This window comes from Flavobacterium frigoritolerans (assembly GCF_025847275.1).
Taxonomy (GTDB): Bacteria; Bacteroidota; Bacteroidia; order Flavobacteriales; family Flavobacteriaceae; genus Flavobacterium; species Flavobacterium frigoritolerans.
In genome coordinates this window covers 223,516-240,221 of sequence record NZ_JAOZEV010000001.1, presented here as the reverse complement: position 1 = coordinate 240,221, position 16,706 = coordinate 223,516, and the positions used below count along the sequence as shown (strand labels likewise).

The following is a 16,706-nucleotide window of genomic DNA, read 5'->3' as shown; positions in this document are numbered from 1 at the left end:
CTCCCATTTAATATAATTTTCAAATGAAAAAAGTAATACTAATTATAAGTTTTCTTTTCTATATTATTGATGCATCTGCTCAACAAGACCCAGAATATACACATTATATGTATAATATGAGTATGGTAAATCCGGCGTATGCAACAGGAACTCCGTCAATGTTGAATTTAGGAACTTTATACAGAACGCAATGGGTTGGGGCGGTTGGTGCGCCTAAAACATTTAACTTTTTCGGACATACTTCTATAAGTAATAAAATAGAAGCGGGAGTCTCATTAATTTCTGATGATATAGGGGATGGTGCTAAAAAAGAGAATAATTTTTATGCTGATTTTGCATACATACTAGAATTAGGAGGGAACAATAAACTTTCGTTAGGATTAAAAGCAGGACTTACTTCTTTGCAAACAAATTTTAATGGATTCCAATTTCAAAGTGGAGATGTAACTACCGATTTGGCTTTCGCTGAAAACATCAATGTTACCAAGCCTAATATAGGTATAGGAGCTTATTATTTTACAGATAAATTTTACGTTGGATTATCAGCACCAAATTTATTGAAGTCCAAACATATCGAAGAAAAATCAGGAATAAACGCTTACGGATCTGAAGATATTCATACTTTTTTAACCGCAGGATATGTTTTTCAGCTTAGCGATATGTTTAAACTGAAGCCTGCTTTTATGTCTAAATTTGTTGTTGGAGCGCCAGCTTCTGTAGATATAACTGCAAATGTTTTGTATAATGAGAGATTTGAATTGGGAGCTGCTTACAGAGTAAATGATGCCGTTAGTGTTTTAATGAATGTAAATGTAACCAAAGCAATTCGAGTAGGTTACGCGTATGATTATACAACAACTAACTTTGGTCAATTTAATTCTGGAACGCATGAAATTATGCTTCTTTTTGATTTGGATTTATTAGGCAAAGGATATGATAAATCACCGAGATTCTTTTAAAATGAAAAATATGAAAAAATTACTAGTTATTATATTCGTATTTTTAATACAGTTTATAAGCGCTCAAGACCAGAATAGGGCTCGGGCAAAGCGTCTCTTTGATAAAACATATTATAGTGAAGCCATTCCGTTATATGAAAAAATAGTCTCAGAGAAGCCTTCGGCAGAAGCCATAAAAAACTTAGCCGACTCCTATTATTATACCAATGACTTAAAGAAAGCACAACAGTATTATAGACTTCTGATTAAAAGTTATGATAAAGATTTAGATAGAAATTACTATTTTAAATATGCCCATACACTTAAAGCAACAAACAGTTACCAAGAAGCAAGTGAAGTTTTAAAACAGTACTATTCTAAAAATAGTCAGGATTATTTAGATTTTGAAAATGCCACAAAAGAACTAGAGAATATTTCAGCAATCGGAGATAGATATAGTATTAAAAATCTAGCTATTAATACTAAAAACTCTGAGTTTGGAGCAGTAAAATATGGAGATAGTTTAATTTTTGCAGCAGTAAAAAAGAAGCCAGGATTATTTGATAAAATGTACAAATGGGATAATGAAACCTATCTTAATTTAGTTTCAGCATCAATAGATAAGATAAATGCAGGAGATTCGATTGCTTATTATTTTGCAAAAGAATTAAAAACAGGAATGCATGAATCTAATGCTGTTTTTACAAAAGATGGTAAAACGATTTATTTTACACGAAATAATTATAAAAATGGAAGAAGAGGAAAAAACGATGATAAAATTTCGAATCTTCAAATTTTTAGAGCAGAACTCATAAAAGGGAAATGGAAAAATGTGATATCGCTTCCGTTTAATAGTGATAACTATTCAGTAGAACATCCAGCGTTGAGCTCTGATGAAAAAACATTGTATTTTGCCTCGGATATGCCAGGAACATTAGGTTCATTTGATATATTTTCGGTAGCTATAAATGAAGGGGCATATGGAAATCCTCAGAATTTAGGAGCACTGATAAATACAGATAAAAGAGAGCAGTTTCCGTTTGTTTCAAAAGATAATAGGCTCTATTTTTCATCCGATGGACATTTGGGATATGGCTCACTCGATGTATTTGTTTCCCAAATAAAGGAAGGAACCTATACAAAACCTTTGAATGTTGGTCTGCCATTAAATTCAAATCTGGATGATTTCTCGTTTAATATAGATTCAGATACTAAAGAAGGATATTTTGCCTCGAATAGAATAGGAGGAAAAGGAAGTGATGATATCTATCAATTAAATGAAATCAAGCCATTACTAATTGAAGATTGTAAGCAACTTATTGCGGGAATAATTACAGATATTGATACAAAACTACCATTAGAAAACGCTGTGGTTATACTTCAGCAGGAAGAAAGCAAGCAATTGCGTACGATAGTAACTTCGGCAGATGGTAGATTTAATTTTAAAGTGGCTTGTGAGTTATCTTATACAATTTCGGCATCTAAAGAAAATTATACCGATAATTCCAGAACTTTAATTCTTGATAAAACTAGAGGAAAAAGTAATGATGCTTCGATGGCACTTAAGTCTCTTGAGGTTATAAAACAAGAAGAGGAAAAATTAGCCGAAGAGAAAAAGCAAAAAGAGGCATTGGAGTTGGTCACTTTAAAAGCAAATGAAGCTAAAGCTAAAGCAAATGAAATTGCTCAGGTCGAAATCAGGAAAAAAGAAAAAGCAGAGAGGGCTGTTGCAGATCAAAAAGAAAAGATAGAGAAGATTATTGCACAAGAAAAAGATGTAGTAAGAGATAAAGACCGATTAATTATCAAGACAGATCCTATTTATTTTGACTACGATTTATGGTATATAAGAAAAGAATCTAAAATTATCTTAAATAGAGTTGTTGAATTAATGAAGAAATATCCAGATATGGTAGTTGAAATTGGTTCACATACAGATTCCAGAGGTAATGATAAGTACAATGCTAATTTATCTCAAAAAAGGGCCGAATCGACTAAAGGGTACCTGATAGATTCTGGAATTGATAAGAAGAGAATTATTGCCAAAGGATACGGAGAGTCTGTGCCAATTATAAAATGTAAAACAGATGATGCTTGTAATGAGGAACAACACGAATTAAATAGACGTAGTGAATTTGTAATTAAGAATTTATAAATACTTTCTTCTAATAGAAAATCAAAAGGCTTCTAAATAAATTAAGATTTTATTTAGAAGCCTTTCTTTTGGTTTCTTTTTTATTTAATTTTATAAGATATATGAACTAAAAATATTTAATTATGAAGAATCTAGTCCTGTCTTTTTTGCTTGTGTCTTGTCTTGGATTTCAAAGCTGTAAGAAAAATGAAACTCAGAAAGAAGCCGAAGCTGCTAAATCGGATGCTGAAAGTATTGTAAATGTTCAATGTTATAAAGCAGTTTATGAAAATGATACTATCGATTTAAAATTAAATACTTTAAAAAACGGAAAAATAAGTGGAGACATGGTGATGAAAATTGCGGGTGCGCCACTTAAAAATGGAGAAATCAAAGGAGAATTTAAAGGAGATACTTTATTTGCAGATTATGCTTTTATAGAAGGAACAAACAAGGATAAAACGTTTAAAAATCCTATGGCATTTTTAAAACGAGAAAAACAACTTATTATAGGTAATGGCGCTATGGAAACGTATTTAGGGAGAACTTATTTTGCTAAAGGTAAACCTATAGATTTTGAGCGTGTAAAATATAAACTTGAAGCTACTGATTGCGTAGATAAATAAAACTTACGAAAGTAAATCAATAAAAAAATCGCTTCCTAAATTTTAGGAAGCGATTTGAGTTTATGGGAATTTAATTTGAATGTTAATTAGATACTTCTCCTCTAATTTTTAAAGCGACACGACCCTCTGGGTAGTTTACTGCATTAGTTTCAACAGTAATTGTTTTTCTTATTGGCCCTGGAGCCATATTAAATTTTACTTCAATTTTTCCTGATTTCCCAGGCATAATTGCCGCACTTGGTTTAGATACAATACTAATACCTGCTGTAGACTGTACTGATGTGATCATGAGGGGGGCATCTCCAGAGTTGGTGAATTCAAAGGCTTTAGCCCCGTTATCACCTTTACTTACTGTACCATAATCAATAGTATTATCCTTGGCAGCAAAATCAATTTTTGGGCCGTTTTGAGCAAGACCAATGGTGGTAACCATTAAGATTGCTATAAATGAGGCTACTTTCTTCATTTGAAATTGTTTTAAGTTATTAAGTAAATATACTTTCTTTTAATTAATACACAAATTATTAATTCGCTTTTTATAGTGTACTTAATTATTTACTTTTGTCATCTATAATAAATACAAAAATCAAACCAAAGTATAAAAGTTGATTTGTTTAACTATTTAAACGTTTATTTAATTGATAAAAAGACGATTAAAAAAAAGGTAAGGCAAATTAATGATTAAACAAATTAACGATTAAATATATCCAAGATAAAATGACAATTCCAGCACAATTTGACGCTAAAACAATCGAAAATAAATGGTACGACTACTGGATGAAAAATAATTATTTTCATTCGGAACCTGATCATAGAACGCCTTATACAATTGTAATTCCTCCTCCTAATGTTACTGGAGTCTTGCACATGGGGCATATGCTTAACAATACCATTCAGGATGTATTGATAAGAAGAGCGCGTCTTAAAGGATTCAATGCTTGTTGGGTTCCTGGAACAGATCACGCATCGATTGCTACAGAAGCCAAAGTTGTTGCTAAATTAAAAGCTGAAGGAATCAATAAAAATGATTTAACACGTGAGGAGTTTTTAGCGCACGCTTGGGAATGGACAGACAAGTATGGTGGTGTAATCTTAGATCAGTTAAAAAAATTAGGTGCTTCTTGCGATTGGGAACGTACCAAATTTACAATGGATCCAGATATGTCGGCTTCAGTAATTCGTTCGTTTGTTGATTTGTATAATAAAGGGTTAATATATAGAGGATACCGAATGGTAAACTGGGACCCTGAAGCAAAAACGACTTTGTCTGACGAAGAAGTTATTTATGAAGAACAACAAGGAAAATTATTTTTCCTTAAATATAAGATTGAAGGAACAGAAGAGTTTTTAACTGTTGCTACAACGCGACCAGAAACTATTTTTGGAGATACAGCTATTTGTATTAATCCAAATGATGAGCGTTTTACACATTTAAAAGGTAAAAAGGCTATTATTCCTATCTCGGGAAGAATTATTCCTATTATCGAAGATGAATATGTTGATGTAGAGTTCGGAACAGGATGTCTTAAAGTGACTCCTGCACACGATATGAATGATAAAACATTAGGAGAGAAACATAATCTGGAAATTGTAGATATCTTTAATGAAGATGCTACGCTTAATAGTTTCGGATTGCATTATCAAGGAAAAGACCGTTTTGTGGTTCGTACCGAGATTGCAAAAGAACTAGAAGAAATTGGTGCTTTGGAGAAAACAGAAATACACCTTAATAAAGTTGGAACTTCTGAAAGAACTAAAGCGGTTATCGAACCAAGATTATCAGATCAATGGTTCCTGAAAATGGAAGATTTAGTAAAACCAGCAATCAAATCTGTTTTGGTTGATGGAGACATTAAATTACACCCAAAACGTTTTGAAAATACCTATGCTCATTGGTTAAACAATATTCGCGATTGGAATATCTCTCGTCAATTATGGTGGGGACAACAAATTCCAGCTTATTACTATGGAGATGGGAAAGAAGATTTTGTAGTTGCCGAAAATATCGAAGATGCGTTAAAATTAGCACAAGAGAAAACATCTAACGTTTCGCTTAAAACATCTGACTTAAAACAAGATGTTGATGCATTAGATACTTGGTTTTCATCTTGGTTATGGCCAATGTCTGTTTTTGGAGGTATAATGGATCCAGAAAGTGAAGATTTTAAATATTACTATCCAACAAATGATTTGGTAACAGGTCCGGATATCTTATTTTTCTGGGTTGCCAGAATGATTATTGCAGGTTACGAATATGCAGGTGAAAAACCATTTACAAATGTATATCTAACAGGTTTAGTACGTGATAAACAACGTCGTAAGATGTCTAAATCATTAGGTAATTCGCCAGATCCATTAGATTTAATCGATACATTTGGTGCCGATGGAGTTCGTGTAGGATTGCTTTTAAGTGCTTCTGCAGGAAATGATATCATGTTTGATGAAGAGTTATGTAATCAAGGAAAAGCGTTTTCAAACAAGATTTGGAATGCTCTTAAATTGATAAAAGGATGGGAGGTTTCGGAAACGATTCCACAACCAGAATCATCAAAAGTAGCAATCGAATGGTTTGAGGCAAAGTTTCAGCACGCATTAGTTGATATTGAAGATAATTTTGAAAAATACAGAATTTCAGATTCATTAATGGCAATTTATAAATTGGTATGGGATGATTTCTGTTCTTTATTCCTTGAAATGATCAAACCGACTTACCAACAGCCAATTGATAAAATGACATTTGATAAAGCAATCGAAATTTTAGAAAATAACTTGAAATTGCTTCATCCGTTTATGCCTTTCCTAACAGAAGAAATATGGCATATACTTGCTGAAAGAACTCCAGAAGAAGCTTTAATTGTTTCGACTTGGCCAGAATTAAAACCATTTGATGCAAAATTAATTACTGATTTTGAGAATTCGGTTGAAGTTATTTCTGGTATCAGAACGATTCGTAAAGAGAAGAATATTGCAATGAAAGATAGTATTGAATTAAAGGCTATTAACAGCGAGAAATTTTCTACTTATTTTGATTCTGTAATAATTAAACTAGGAAATATATCTGCTTTCGAATACGTTTCGGATAAAGTAGATGGAGCTTTGTCATTTCGAGTAAAATCTAATGAATATTTTATCCCGATAACAGGAGGGAATATTGATGTTGAAGCTGAAATTGCAAAATTGAATGCAGAGTTAGTTTATACACAAGGTTTCTTGAAATCGGTTCAATCTAAATTGGCAAATGAAAAATTTGTTGCAGGAGCGCCAGAAAAAGTTTTGGCTAACGAAAAACAAAAAGAAGCCGATGCTTTAGCAAAAATTGCTACAATACAGCAAAGTTTAGCAGGTTTGAAATAAGAAACAGAGTTCTCTACTAATTTATAAATTGACCCGACAGATTTTTATAATGTGTCGGGTTTTATACTTGTATTTAAATTCAAATTTTAAGCAAGTATTATTTATTAAAATTATGTAATTTAGAAAAATCTTTAAGAGATAATCAAAATGAAAATAAAAAGTATATATATTGAAAATTTTCGCAGCGCTAAAGATTTAAAGATTGACTTTGATGATAATTTGAATGTTTTAGTCGGTGTTAATGGAGCAGGAAAAACTACGATACTTGAAACTTTAACGTTATGTTTGTCTTGGTTGATTAAAAGAATTCAAAGGCAAAATTCTTCTGGACTAATGATTTCTGAATCAGATATTCGTTATAATTCATCATTTGCATGTGCAAGAATAGTATGTGTCGAAAATGATAAAGAATATTCTTGGGAATTGATAAAATTTGCAGATGGTAAAATTATTGATAAAAAATCGGATTTAGTTGAAGTTTCAGATTTGGCCTTACATTTTCAAAGAATTTTAGATCACGAAAATAGATTGCCAGTTATAGGATATTATCCGGTTTCAAGAGTTGTTGATAAAATTACGCCAGAAGTTAGATTTGATGATACATTTTCAACACTTGATGCTTATGATAAAGCTTTAGACGGAAAGCAAAATTTTAGTGCTTTCTTTGAATGGTTTAGACAACAAGACGATATTGTAAATGAAAAAGCAACTAGCAGAGATAAATGGATTTTACAAAATAAAGTTTCAATAAAAAGGAGAGTTGATAAAATTTTCAAATTATTAAAATCTTCATTACATGATAATGAAGAGGATTCAGAAAAATTTGATTATTTAAGAAGAAGAATAAATAAGGATGAATATATATATGAGCATCCGCGTTTTCTTTTTCGTGAAATTTTTAGAACTATTGAAGATTTGTTTTATCATAAAATAAAACAAAAAGACAAAATAATTTTTGATTATTTAGAAGAGAATTTTCTTCGTATGGAAATGTATAGTGAAGATGAAAGTTTAAAACAATTTGATAAAATATATAGTTCTTTACTTCATAGAACAATTGAAAGCTTTTTTCTGTTTATTGATAATGAAAATGATCTTATTGATGATTTTCTTCAAGTTTTAATTGAGTTATTTATTTTTTCAAATGAAATTAATCTGTGGTGGCTGAGTGATGTTTCAAGAAAAAAAATAGAAAATGTAGTTAGGACGTCACTTAGTGAAATAGAAGAAGATAAAAAGATTAAAGATTCAAAGTTCGATTTAGAAATTAAACAATTAGAATCGTCTATCTTTAGAATTATTAGCCAAGAAATTAGAAAGAAGAAAAATTTAAAAGGAAAAGAAGGAAGAGAAATGTTATTTGTGAAGAAAGCAATAGAACAATTTCTTCCAGATTATACAAATTTAAGGGTTAGAAGAATTCCAAGACCTCACATGCTTATTGATAAAGAAAATCTTGAATTTAATCTTAATCAATTATCTGATGGAGAGAAGAATTTAATTACTTTAATTGGAGACATTGCACGCAGATTAGCAATTGCAAATCCTGAAAGTGATAATCCACTTGAAGGAAATGGTGTTATTATGATTGATGAAGTTGATTTGCATTTACATCCTAAATGGCAACAATTAATGATTCCTCAATTGGAAAAGATATTTCCTAATTGTCAGTTCATTGTTTCAACACATTCACCTCAAGTTTTAAATAATGTTCAACCAGATAATATTATACTACTTGAGAACAATAATAATGTTTTAAGACATTCTTTTGCTATTGAATCTTATGGAAAGAATTCAGACAGAATTTTGGAAGATTTATTAGGAGTTGATGCTCGTCCTACAAATATTAAAAATGAGATTGAAGAACTTTATAGATTTATTGAATTAGGAGAAATAGATAAAGCTAAGAATTTGTATAAGGATTTATCTAATAAAATAATAGGAGGAGATCCTGAACTTGCAAAAGCAAATGTTTTGATTAAGCGTAAAGAGATTACTGGTAAATGAAATATATAATAAAGCAAACAGAGCCAGAATCTTTTATTATTTGGAAAAATAAAGAAAATGATGATTGGCAACCAACTTACGCAAATATTGATAGGCAAGAACGGATAGATTTATTTAAGTCTTTAAAAGGTGAACAAGGACATATTTGTTGCTATTGTGAGCGAGAATTAAATGATGGAGATTGCCATATTGAGCATTTTAGACCAAAAGATAAAACGAAATTTCCTCACTTAGAATTGGTATATGATAATTTACTATGTTCGTGTCAGGTTAATACTGAGAAAGGAGAACCTCTGCATTGTGGAAATAGTAAAGGTAATTGGTTTGATGAGGAACTATTGATATCTCCTTTAGATTCTACTTGTGAGAATAAATTTAAATATACTTTTGATGGACAAATTCTCCCTTTTAATGAAAATGATGAAGCAGCAAAAAATACAATTGAGAAGTTACAGTTAAATATAGATAAATTAAAAGATCTAAGAAAAGGTGTTATTGATGCTTTATTTGAAGATGAAGATGTAACATGGTATTTAGAAATGAAAAATGGCAAGTATAATGAGTTTTATACAACAATTAACTATCTTTTTTAAAATTTAAATAATTTCAATAGAGCAAAGTTTAGCAGGTTTGAAATAAGAACTAGATTCTCTTTTAAATATAAAAACCCGACAGATTTTTAAAATCTGTCGGGTTTCTTATTTTAGATATTAGTGTTTTTTACATTTTAGCTTTTACACCCTTATTTCTTCCGAGTTAAAAATTTAAATAATGGATAAGAAACTATTGTGATACCAACTATGATTATAAAGCTTTCTGGGTCACTATATATGAATCCGATTAATAATGCTAATGAAACTAAAATTGCCAAAATAGTAGTCCAAGGATACCAAAATGAGCGATAAGGTCTAGGTAAATCAGGTTCTGTGATTCTTAGTTTTATAAGCGAAAAATAAGCCAATCCCCAAACAATAATAGAGGTGAAGGCAGCAAAGGAAAACAGTACTTCAAACGAGCCGATACAAATCAGGAACAAGCTAAATATTGAGGAAACCAAAAGAGCAACAATTGGAGTACCGCCTTTATTTACAGTTGTTCCTTTTTCAATAAAAAAGCCATCACGACTTAATCCGTATAAAATTCTCGGCGGAATCATCATAAAGGCATTCAGAATACTGATTAAAGAAAAAACTGCAATCACAGTGACTATAATAGCGCCATTCTTTCCAAAAATAATGTTTGCTACATCGGCAGCAGCCAAATTAGATTTAGCCAAAGTTTCGATTGGTAAAACATGAAAGAAAGCAATATTTAATAAAACATAAATAGCAATTACAAGTAGTGCTCCGCTGTATAAAGAACGTGGAATGTTTTTGCTTGGATTATCATTTTCTTCTGCAAAAAAGCAAACACCATTCCAACCATTATAAGTTCCGATAATAAGCTGAAGTGATTTGAAAAATCCAAATAAAAGTCCGATATGATAAAAAGAACTGTCTTTTTGAATAGAAGGTAACTTTACTCCAGAATACATAAAGCAGGCAATAACCAAGGCTACAAAACAAATGACTTTAATAAAACTGGTAATTTGTTGAATGACACTGCCATTTTTTACACCGCTTAAGTGTAGTAATACAAATACAACGAGTAATACTATAGCAATTTCGGTTGAATAGTTTCCTAGATTAGGAAATAGGATAATAAGATATTCGCTAATAACGATGCAGTAAAATGCGGGCGGAATTACATTGGTGATATAATCAAACCAACCTGACAAAAAACCAGCATAATCACCAAAAGCTCTTTTGATATAATTATAAGATCCTCCAGCCTTAGGAAGCATAGTTGCTAGTTCAGCGTACGAATTAGCACCTATTAAGATAAAAAGACCACCAAAAAGCCAAGAAGCAATAATAAGCCAATAATTATCTAGCATTCCAGCAATACTACCGGGTGTTCGTAAAATTCCAACTCCTATTGTTCCTCCAATTAATACCGCAATATTAAAGCTCAGTCCCAGACTTTTCTTTAATTGGTTCTTTTTGGAATCTGACATATTTAGATTTTGTTTTTTGAATTATTAAGTCCACAAAAGTAGTATAAATTAGAGCGCCTTTTTTAAAACAAAAAACCTCGTTTATTAATAAACGAGGTTTTTGATTTAGGAAACTGAAACTATTTCTTAGAATTTATATCTTAAACTTGTCATTACTTGACGAGGTGCAATAGGATTTACACTATAATTCTCGTGTACAGTATAATTTAACTCGTTTGTAATGTTTGATAATTTACATAAGATCGAGAATTTATTCCATTCGTAACCAGCAGAAACATCAATTGTAGTGTATCCAGCTAATGGAATTTCTCTGTCATTTATTGCAAGGATTTTAGCATTTGGATTGTTTGGATCAACAACTTCAACATACTGACTGTTCCATCCACCAGTTCTTTTACCGATATAATTTCCGATAGCACCAAATGTTATTCCTTTTAATACTCCTGTAGGTAATTTATAGAAGAAACTTAAATTAGCTGTATTTGCAGGGGTTCTAGCCAAACGATCTCCTTCAATAAAACTTCCTGCTTTTCCTGATGTTTTAGTATAACGCATATCATTATAGCTATAACCAGCAATTATGTTTAATCCTTCAACTGGTCTTGCAGTAATGTCAATTTCGATACCTTTACTCTTAGTCTCTCCACTTAAGGCTTTAAAGGTTGCATCTGAATTTAGTGTCCCATCAGCTTTAAATTCAGCTGTTTGAACTAAATTGTTATTGGTGATTTGATATACAGTAACATTTGTACTTAATAGTCCTTTAAGGAACTCTGTTTTAATTCCCGCTTCGTATTGGTCAATAATCGATGCCTTTAATGGTTGAGAATCAACAGTTATTCCTGTATTTGGTGTAAAAGAGCTAGAATAGCTAGCAAATAAAGAGATTTCTTTTGTAGGTTGGTATATTAATCCAACTTTTGGAGAAAAAGCATTATCTAATTTTTTATCACCAACAGCTGCTACAGCATTTTCAGGAGCTACGGTTTGCACTCCTCCTGCAAATTTTTCTTTATAAGTTGTAACCTCTGCTTCTTGCCAAGACCAACGAATACCAGCTAATACTTTTATTTTATCTGTAATCGAGATTAAGTCTTGAAAATAAACTCCAAAACGATTGGTATCTGTTTTTAAGATTTGAGTAGCTCTGGCATCAGGAATGTCATTTCTTTGTGTCGAAGGATCAAAGTCAAAAAGATTGATTCTGTCATAAATACTTGGGTCGATTTTGCCGTTTACCATAATTGCTTTTTCGCTGAAAGCATAAGTATAAGCAGTTGCAAATGAATTTTCCCAATCAGCGCCAGCAAATATTTGGTGTTTTACAGATCCAGTATTAAAGTTTCCTTGTATGCTTAATTGGTCTCCAAGTATTTGTTCTAAGTTCTTACCTTGTGTTAATCCTCTATTCCAGTAACCAGGAGTTGGATATATTTTAATATCATCTAAATTAGATAACTGAGCTGTTGATTTTTGAGTTCTATCGTAAGTTTGAAAAGAAGCATTGAAATTAAGTTTCCAATTTTTATTGAATTCATGATTTAATAATGCTGATGCACTGGCAGATTTGGTGTTACCATTAGACCAAAGAGATCCGTAAAAAGAATTACGAGGTAAATCAAGAATTTGTTTACCTATGATTCCTGTTCCAAAATCTGGAGTCCAATCTGCAGTTAAATAATCTCCCTGAACTGTAATTTGCGTTTTAGAGTTTACAACAAAAAGTAAGGAAGGATTCACATATAAACGCTCATTTTTTACAACATCTCTGAAGCTTTCTGAGTTTTCATAAGATCCATTAATTCTAAAAGCAATAGATTTACTAAGAGGTCCGTAAAAATCAAATGAAGGTTTGTAGAAAGAATAGCTTCCCATTTGCATAGAAATTTCTCCACCTTTTTTGAAAGAAGGAGTTTTGGTTACCAGATTTAATATTCCACCTGGAGCTACATTTCCGAATAATAAAGCAGAACCACCTTTAAGGAATTCAACTTTTTCTAAACCAGATACATCAGGAATAGAACCGGCATTATAACGAAAACCATTTTTAAACATATTGTTGGTAGACATGTCGTAACCTCTCGAGAAGAAAGATTCTTGAGCACCACCACGTGCAGAACCTACATAAATACCATTTGCGTTTTTTATAACATCGCTTAATCGTATCGCTTGTTGTTGCTCGATTATTTCGCTGCTTATTATTTGTATATTTTGAGGATTGTCCATTGGTTTTAAACCTGAACGAACAGCAGTAATAGGTTTATGTTCTTTGTTAGTAGTAATGATAACTTCATTAAGTACTTCGCCTTTTTTGTTTTTTACCGTATCAGTAATTACTGTAGCAGTATCTTGATTATCAGTTCTGTTTACTCTACCTTGTGCAAAACCTGACAGACCGAACAATAAGCCTAGTGTAGGCAATAATATATATTTCATGTTTGTTTATTTGGAATAAAAAAAAATAACGGCACAAAAGTAATATCTATGTTTGTATTATCAAAACTTATTTAGATTAATTATATTTAATTTTTAACAAATTTTTATAATTTGGTTTAATGCAAAAAAAAGAAGGAAACCTTATTTGAATTAACAAGGTTTCCTTCTTTTTATATTTAAAATAGGTAAACTATTTTTTGAATTAATTTGGCTTATTTAACTTCTATAGAATAAGTAGCCATTTTCCAGATTTCGTCATATTTTTTTCCATTATGTTCACCAGCACTTTTCTCGGTGTGAGCAAACTCTACCATATATTGTCCAGACCAAATTGGTGTAAATTCAAATTGCCCTTTTTCATCAGTATATAGTTCTTTTTCCCAGCCATTAGGAGCAATTACTTTAATTTTTTGTTTTTTAGCAGCAGTACTTTCATATGAAGCAACACCAGTTATTTTTGTGTTTTTCTTTGCTACATCAGCATTTTCAGAGAATAAACCAATTGTGTTTTTGTTTGCTGTAGTATTATTACCTGCTGCTTTGTTACCAACCACTACATTTGCACTTGAATTATAATCTAATTTCATAGTACCATATACATCTTTTACAGTATGTTGCATTACTACAGTATATACTCCATCTTCTTCAGGAGTAAAAAATGCTTGGTATTTTTTGTCTAAAGCAGTAGGGGTTAATTTGATTTCTTTTTTAGAAGGACTTATCAAAGTCAATGAAAAATCTTTTAAATCAGAAAACCATTTAGCTGCAGGAGTAATATCATTATCTGAAAATTCTCCAAAGTATACCGAAATTTCTTGTGGTTTTCCTTTTGTACCTGTTGCTTTAGTTTCTATCCATAGTGCATGAGCAAACAATTGAGGACTAAGTAATACTGTTAGTAATACTAAAAGAGTTTTTAATGGTGATAATTTCATAATGAAAGTATTTAAGTTAATTTTTGTTAAAAATTTTAAATCAGGGTTTGTATAGAAATTCCATTTTTTGGAATCGAAAGCAAATTTAAAATTTAATATTTATTTACCAATATTTATTTAGACTAATTATTGATAACTTATGAAAAATAATATGGGAATGATTATATTATAACGTTTTCTTGTAGTAATTTCTAATAAAGTTTCAGAAATAACCTCAAAAAAGGATTGAATAGGAGATGTGTTTTCGGAGTAGTTTAATTATTAGGTTTTTATTGCTATTAAAAAATGTGCTATTGCGTTTATTTTTTATTTAAAAGCCCAAAAAGACTTGTTGCTTAGTTTTATAAAGTCTTAATTTTGCAGCTTTAATAAAATGAAATCTTGCTACATGATTATACCTTATTTTAAGAAACTACAGCATTCCCCTAAAGGATTTAGATTAGCAAATACTGTATTTTTCTTTGTTTCTGGATTTGGATATTCATCTTGGGCATCACGAATCCCGAGTATAAAAGCACAATTGCATTTGACAGAAGCGCAATTTGGAGCAGTTTTATTTGCGTTTCCAATAGGTTTGATGTTAACGATGCCATTTACAGGAAAATTATTAAATAAATACAGCAGTAGGTATTGTATGCTTCTTGGAGCTGTTTTGTTTAATATTGTTTTGGCTTTACCCGGGTTTAGTGCTTTTGTTTGGCAATTGGTTATTATCCTTTTAATATTTGGTGCTTCACGAAATATCCTCAATTTATCCATGAATGCTCAAGCTCTGGAAGTACAAAAACTATATCCAAAATCGATTATGACTACTTTTCATGCAGTTTGGAGTTTGGCTGGATTTGCAGGAGCGGGTTTAGGATATATAATGGTGGCTCAGAATATTGCACCGTCATACCATTTGCTTGGGATAAGCGTTGCTATGATGGCAATTACAGCATGTTTTTACCCAATGAGTATTCATACAGAACCTGTGCCAAATAAAAAGAAATTCTTTTCGATGCCTGATAAAAACCTGATGAAGTTTGCTTTAATCTGTTTTGTTTCGATGGCATGCGAAAATACGATGTACGATTGGAGCGGAATCTATTTCCAGAATGTCTTACATGCATCGCCCAAACTTACAACAGCAGCGTTTGTGTTTTTTATGACAGCTGTTACTTTAGGACGTTTTTTTGGAGATTATGCAGTAATGAGATTTGGTGTTAAAAAGATTTTGTTTTACAGCGGTATTTTTATCACAATTGGGTTTTTAATTTGCTTTCTGTTGCCTTTTATTTACCCAACAATATTTGGTTATCTCTTAATCGGAATTGGGGTTTCTTGTGTCGTTCCGTTGGTTTTTAGTATTGCAGGACGATCAAAGAGTTTGAGTAACGGCTCGGCTTTAACTTCTATTTCTACTATTGGCTATCTTGGGTTTTTAATTGTACCACCAATGGTTGGTTTTATATCTGAATTCCTAAGTATGAAATGGGCTTTCTTAATCATGGCATTTTTAGGCGTAATGATGATTTTGATGGTGAATAAGATTGGGGAAGAAGAGGAGTAGGTTTTTTTGAGGTGCTGAGGTACTGAGTGACAAAGGTTCTGAGGTTTTTTTCTTGGTGCGCACATTATACTATAAACTTAACTAGAGAAACTATAACTATAAAAAAAGCTTTATTCTGTTGAGAATAAAGCTTCGCTATTAAAAATTGAATCTTATATAAGATTTTATTTCTTCGTCATTAGATATTTCTCTGAACTTGGTTTTCCTAATTGAATACCAGAAATTTCTGCAGTTAAAGTATTGTTAGCATCTTTTGTATAGCTAATTTTTTGAGGATAATCGTGTTTTGGGTTTTCAAAAACTAATCCTTTTTCTGTTGAATTAGTTAATTTAAAAGCAACTGCCTCATCGTTATTTTGTCCTTTTACGGTGGCGTTATAAGTTAAGATTTCTCCATTTTGTTGTAGTTTGATTGATTCAAAATGAATTGTATCTTTTCCTTTTATGAAAAAAGAACTTCCTTGAAAAGTACTGTCATTTACTTTATTCCATGTTTCGGTTAAAGTTCCTTGTGGAGTAACATTCTCCCATTTTCCAATAAGCCAATCGGCAGCTTTTATTTTATCTTTTTCTGGAGTTTCAGTCTTTTTGCAGGAAACAATTGCCAACAAAAGAAGTATAAGGGTAATTTTTTGAAACATTAGTGTGAATATTAGGGGGTTATTTTT

The 16,706-nt window shown here is 31.2% G+C and carries 12 protein-coding genes; 7 read left to right on the top strand and 5 right to left on the bottom strand.

From position 1 onward, the window contains the following. Positions 1-23: 23 nt before the first annotated feature. The 3 genes from OIU80_RS01070 (at position 24) to OIU80_RS01060 (ending at position 3,698) form a co-directional block, all read left to right on the top strand. Positions 24-959, top strand: coding sequence for a PorP/SprF family type IX secretion system membrane protein (locus tag OIU80_RS01070; protein WP_264285264.1), 936 nt, complete (start codon positions 24-26; stop codon positions 957-959). 10 nt (positions 960-969) lie between these two features. Then, positions 970-3,093: an OmpA family protein gene (locus OIU80_RS01065; RefSeq protein WP_264285263.1), complete on the top strand. Its 2,124-nt coding sequence runs from the start codon at positions 970-972 to the stop codon at positions 3,091-3,093. Positions 3,094-3,215: 122 nt separating this feature from the next. Next, entirely contained in the window at positions 3,216-3,698 is a 483-nt protein-coding gene (locus tag OIU80_RS01060; RefSeq protein ID WP_264285262.1) for a hypothetical protein, read from the top strand. Positions 3,699-3,780: 82 nt separating this feature from the next. Here the strand turns inward: OIU80_RS01060 and OIU80_RS01055 are convergent, their stop codons facing one another. Continuing rightward, positions 3,781-4,164 carry a DUF1573 domain-containing protein gene (locus tag OIU80_RS01055; protein WP_264285261.1) on the bottom strand — a complete coding sequence of 128 codons (384 nt, stop codon included), beginning with the start codon at positions 4,162-4,164 and terminating at the stop codon, positions 3,781-3,783. A gap of 251 nt (positions 4,165-4,415) precedes the next feature. Here OIU80_RS01055 and OIU80_RS01050 point away from each other — a divergent pair, with 251 nt between their 5' ends. The 3 genes from OIU80_RS01050 (at position 4,416) to OIU80_RS01040 (ending at position 9,652) form a co-directional block, all read left to right on the top strand. Next, positions 4,416-7,052, top strand: a complete 2,637-nt coding sequence (locus OIU80_RS01050) for a valine--tRNA ligase (RefSeq protein WP_264285260.1) — start codon at positions 4,416-4,418, stop codon at positions 7,050-7,052. Positions 7,053-7,199: 147 nt separating this feature from the next. Continuing rightward, positions 7,200-9,059 (top strand): AAA family ATPase, encoded by a 1,860-nt coding sequence (locus tag OIU80_RS01045; RefSeq protein ID WP_264285259.1) that lies wholly within the window; start codon positions 7,200-7,202, stop codon positions 9,057-9,059. Beyond that, positions 9,056-9,652 (top strand): retron system putative HNH endonuclease, encoded by a 597-nt coding sequence (locus OIU80_RS01040; RefSeq protein WP_264285258.1) that lies wholly within the window; start codon positions 9,056-9,058, stop codon positions 9,650-9,652. The genes OIU80_RS01045 and OIU80_RS01040 overlap by 4 nt, the downstream gene beginning before the upstream one ends. A 149-nt stretch (positions 9,653-9,801) precedes the next feature. On the opposite strand, the gene OIU80_RS01035 is transcribed toward OIU80_RS01040, so the two are convergent. The 3 genes from OIU80_RS01035 to OIU80_RS01025 form a co-directional block, all read right to left on the bottom strand. Further along, the gene (locus tag OIU80_RS01035; protein WP_264285257.1) at positions 9,802-11,115 is read right to left on the bottom strand and encodes an APC family permease; all 1,314 of its coding nucleotides are present in this window, start codon (positions 11,113-11,115) and stop codon (positions 9,802-9,804) included. 126 nt (positions 11,116-11,241) lie between these two features. After that, positions 11,242-13,551 (bottom strand): TonB-dependent siderophore receptor, encoded by a 2,310-nt coding sequence (locus OIU80_RS01030; protein WP_264285256.1) that lies wholly within the window; start codon positions 13,549-13,551, stop codon positions 11,242-11,244. A 212-nt stretch (positions 13,552-13,763) separates the two neighbouring features. Then, positions 13,764-14,486, bottom strand: coding sequence for a DUF4198 domain-containing protein (locus OIU80_RS01025; RefSeq protein WP_264285255.1), 723 nt, complete (start codon positions 14,484-14,486; stop codon positions 13,764-13,766). A 388-nt stretch (positions 14,487-14,874) separates the two neighbouring features. On the opposite strand from OIU80_RS01025, the gene OIU80_RS01020 reads away from it, so the two are divergent. After that, positions 14,875-16,038, top strand: a complete 1,164-nt coding sequence (locus OIU80_RS01020; RefSeq protein ID WP_264285254.1) for an MFS transporter — start codon at positions 14,875-14,877, stop codon at positions 16,036-16,038. Positions 16,039-16,202: 164 nt separating this feature from the next. Here OIU80_RS01020 and OIU80_RS01015 read toward each other — a convergent pair whose 3' ends face one another. Beyond that, the gene (locus tag OIU80_RS01015; protein WP_264285253.1) at positions 16,203-16,679 is read right to left on the bottom strand and encodes a DUF6265 family protein; all 477 of its coding nucleotides are present in this window, start codon (positions 16,677-16,679) and stop codon (positions 16,203-16,205) included. Positions 16,680-16,706: the final 27 nt, after the last annotated feature.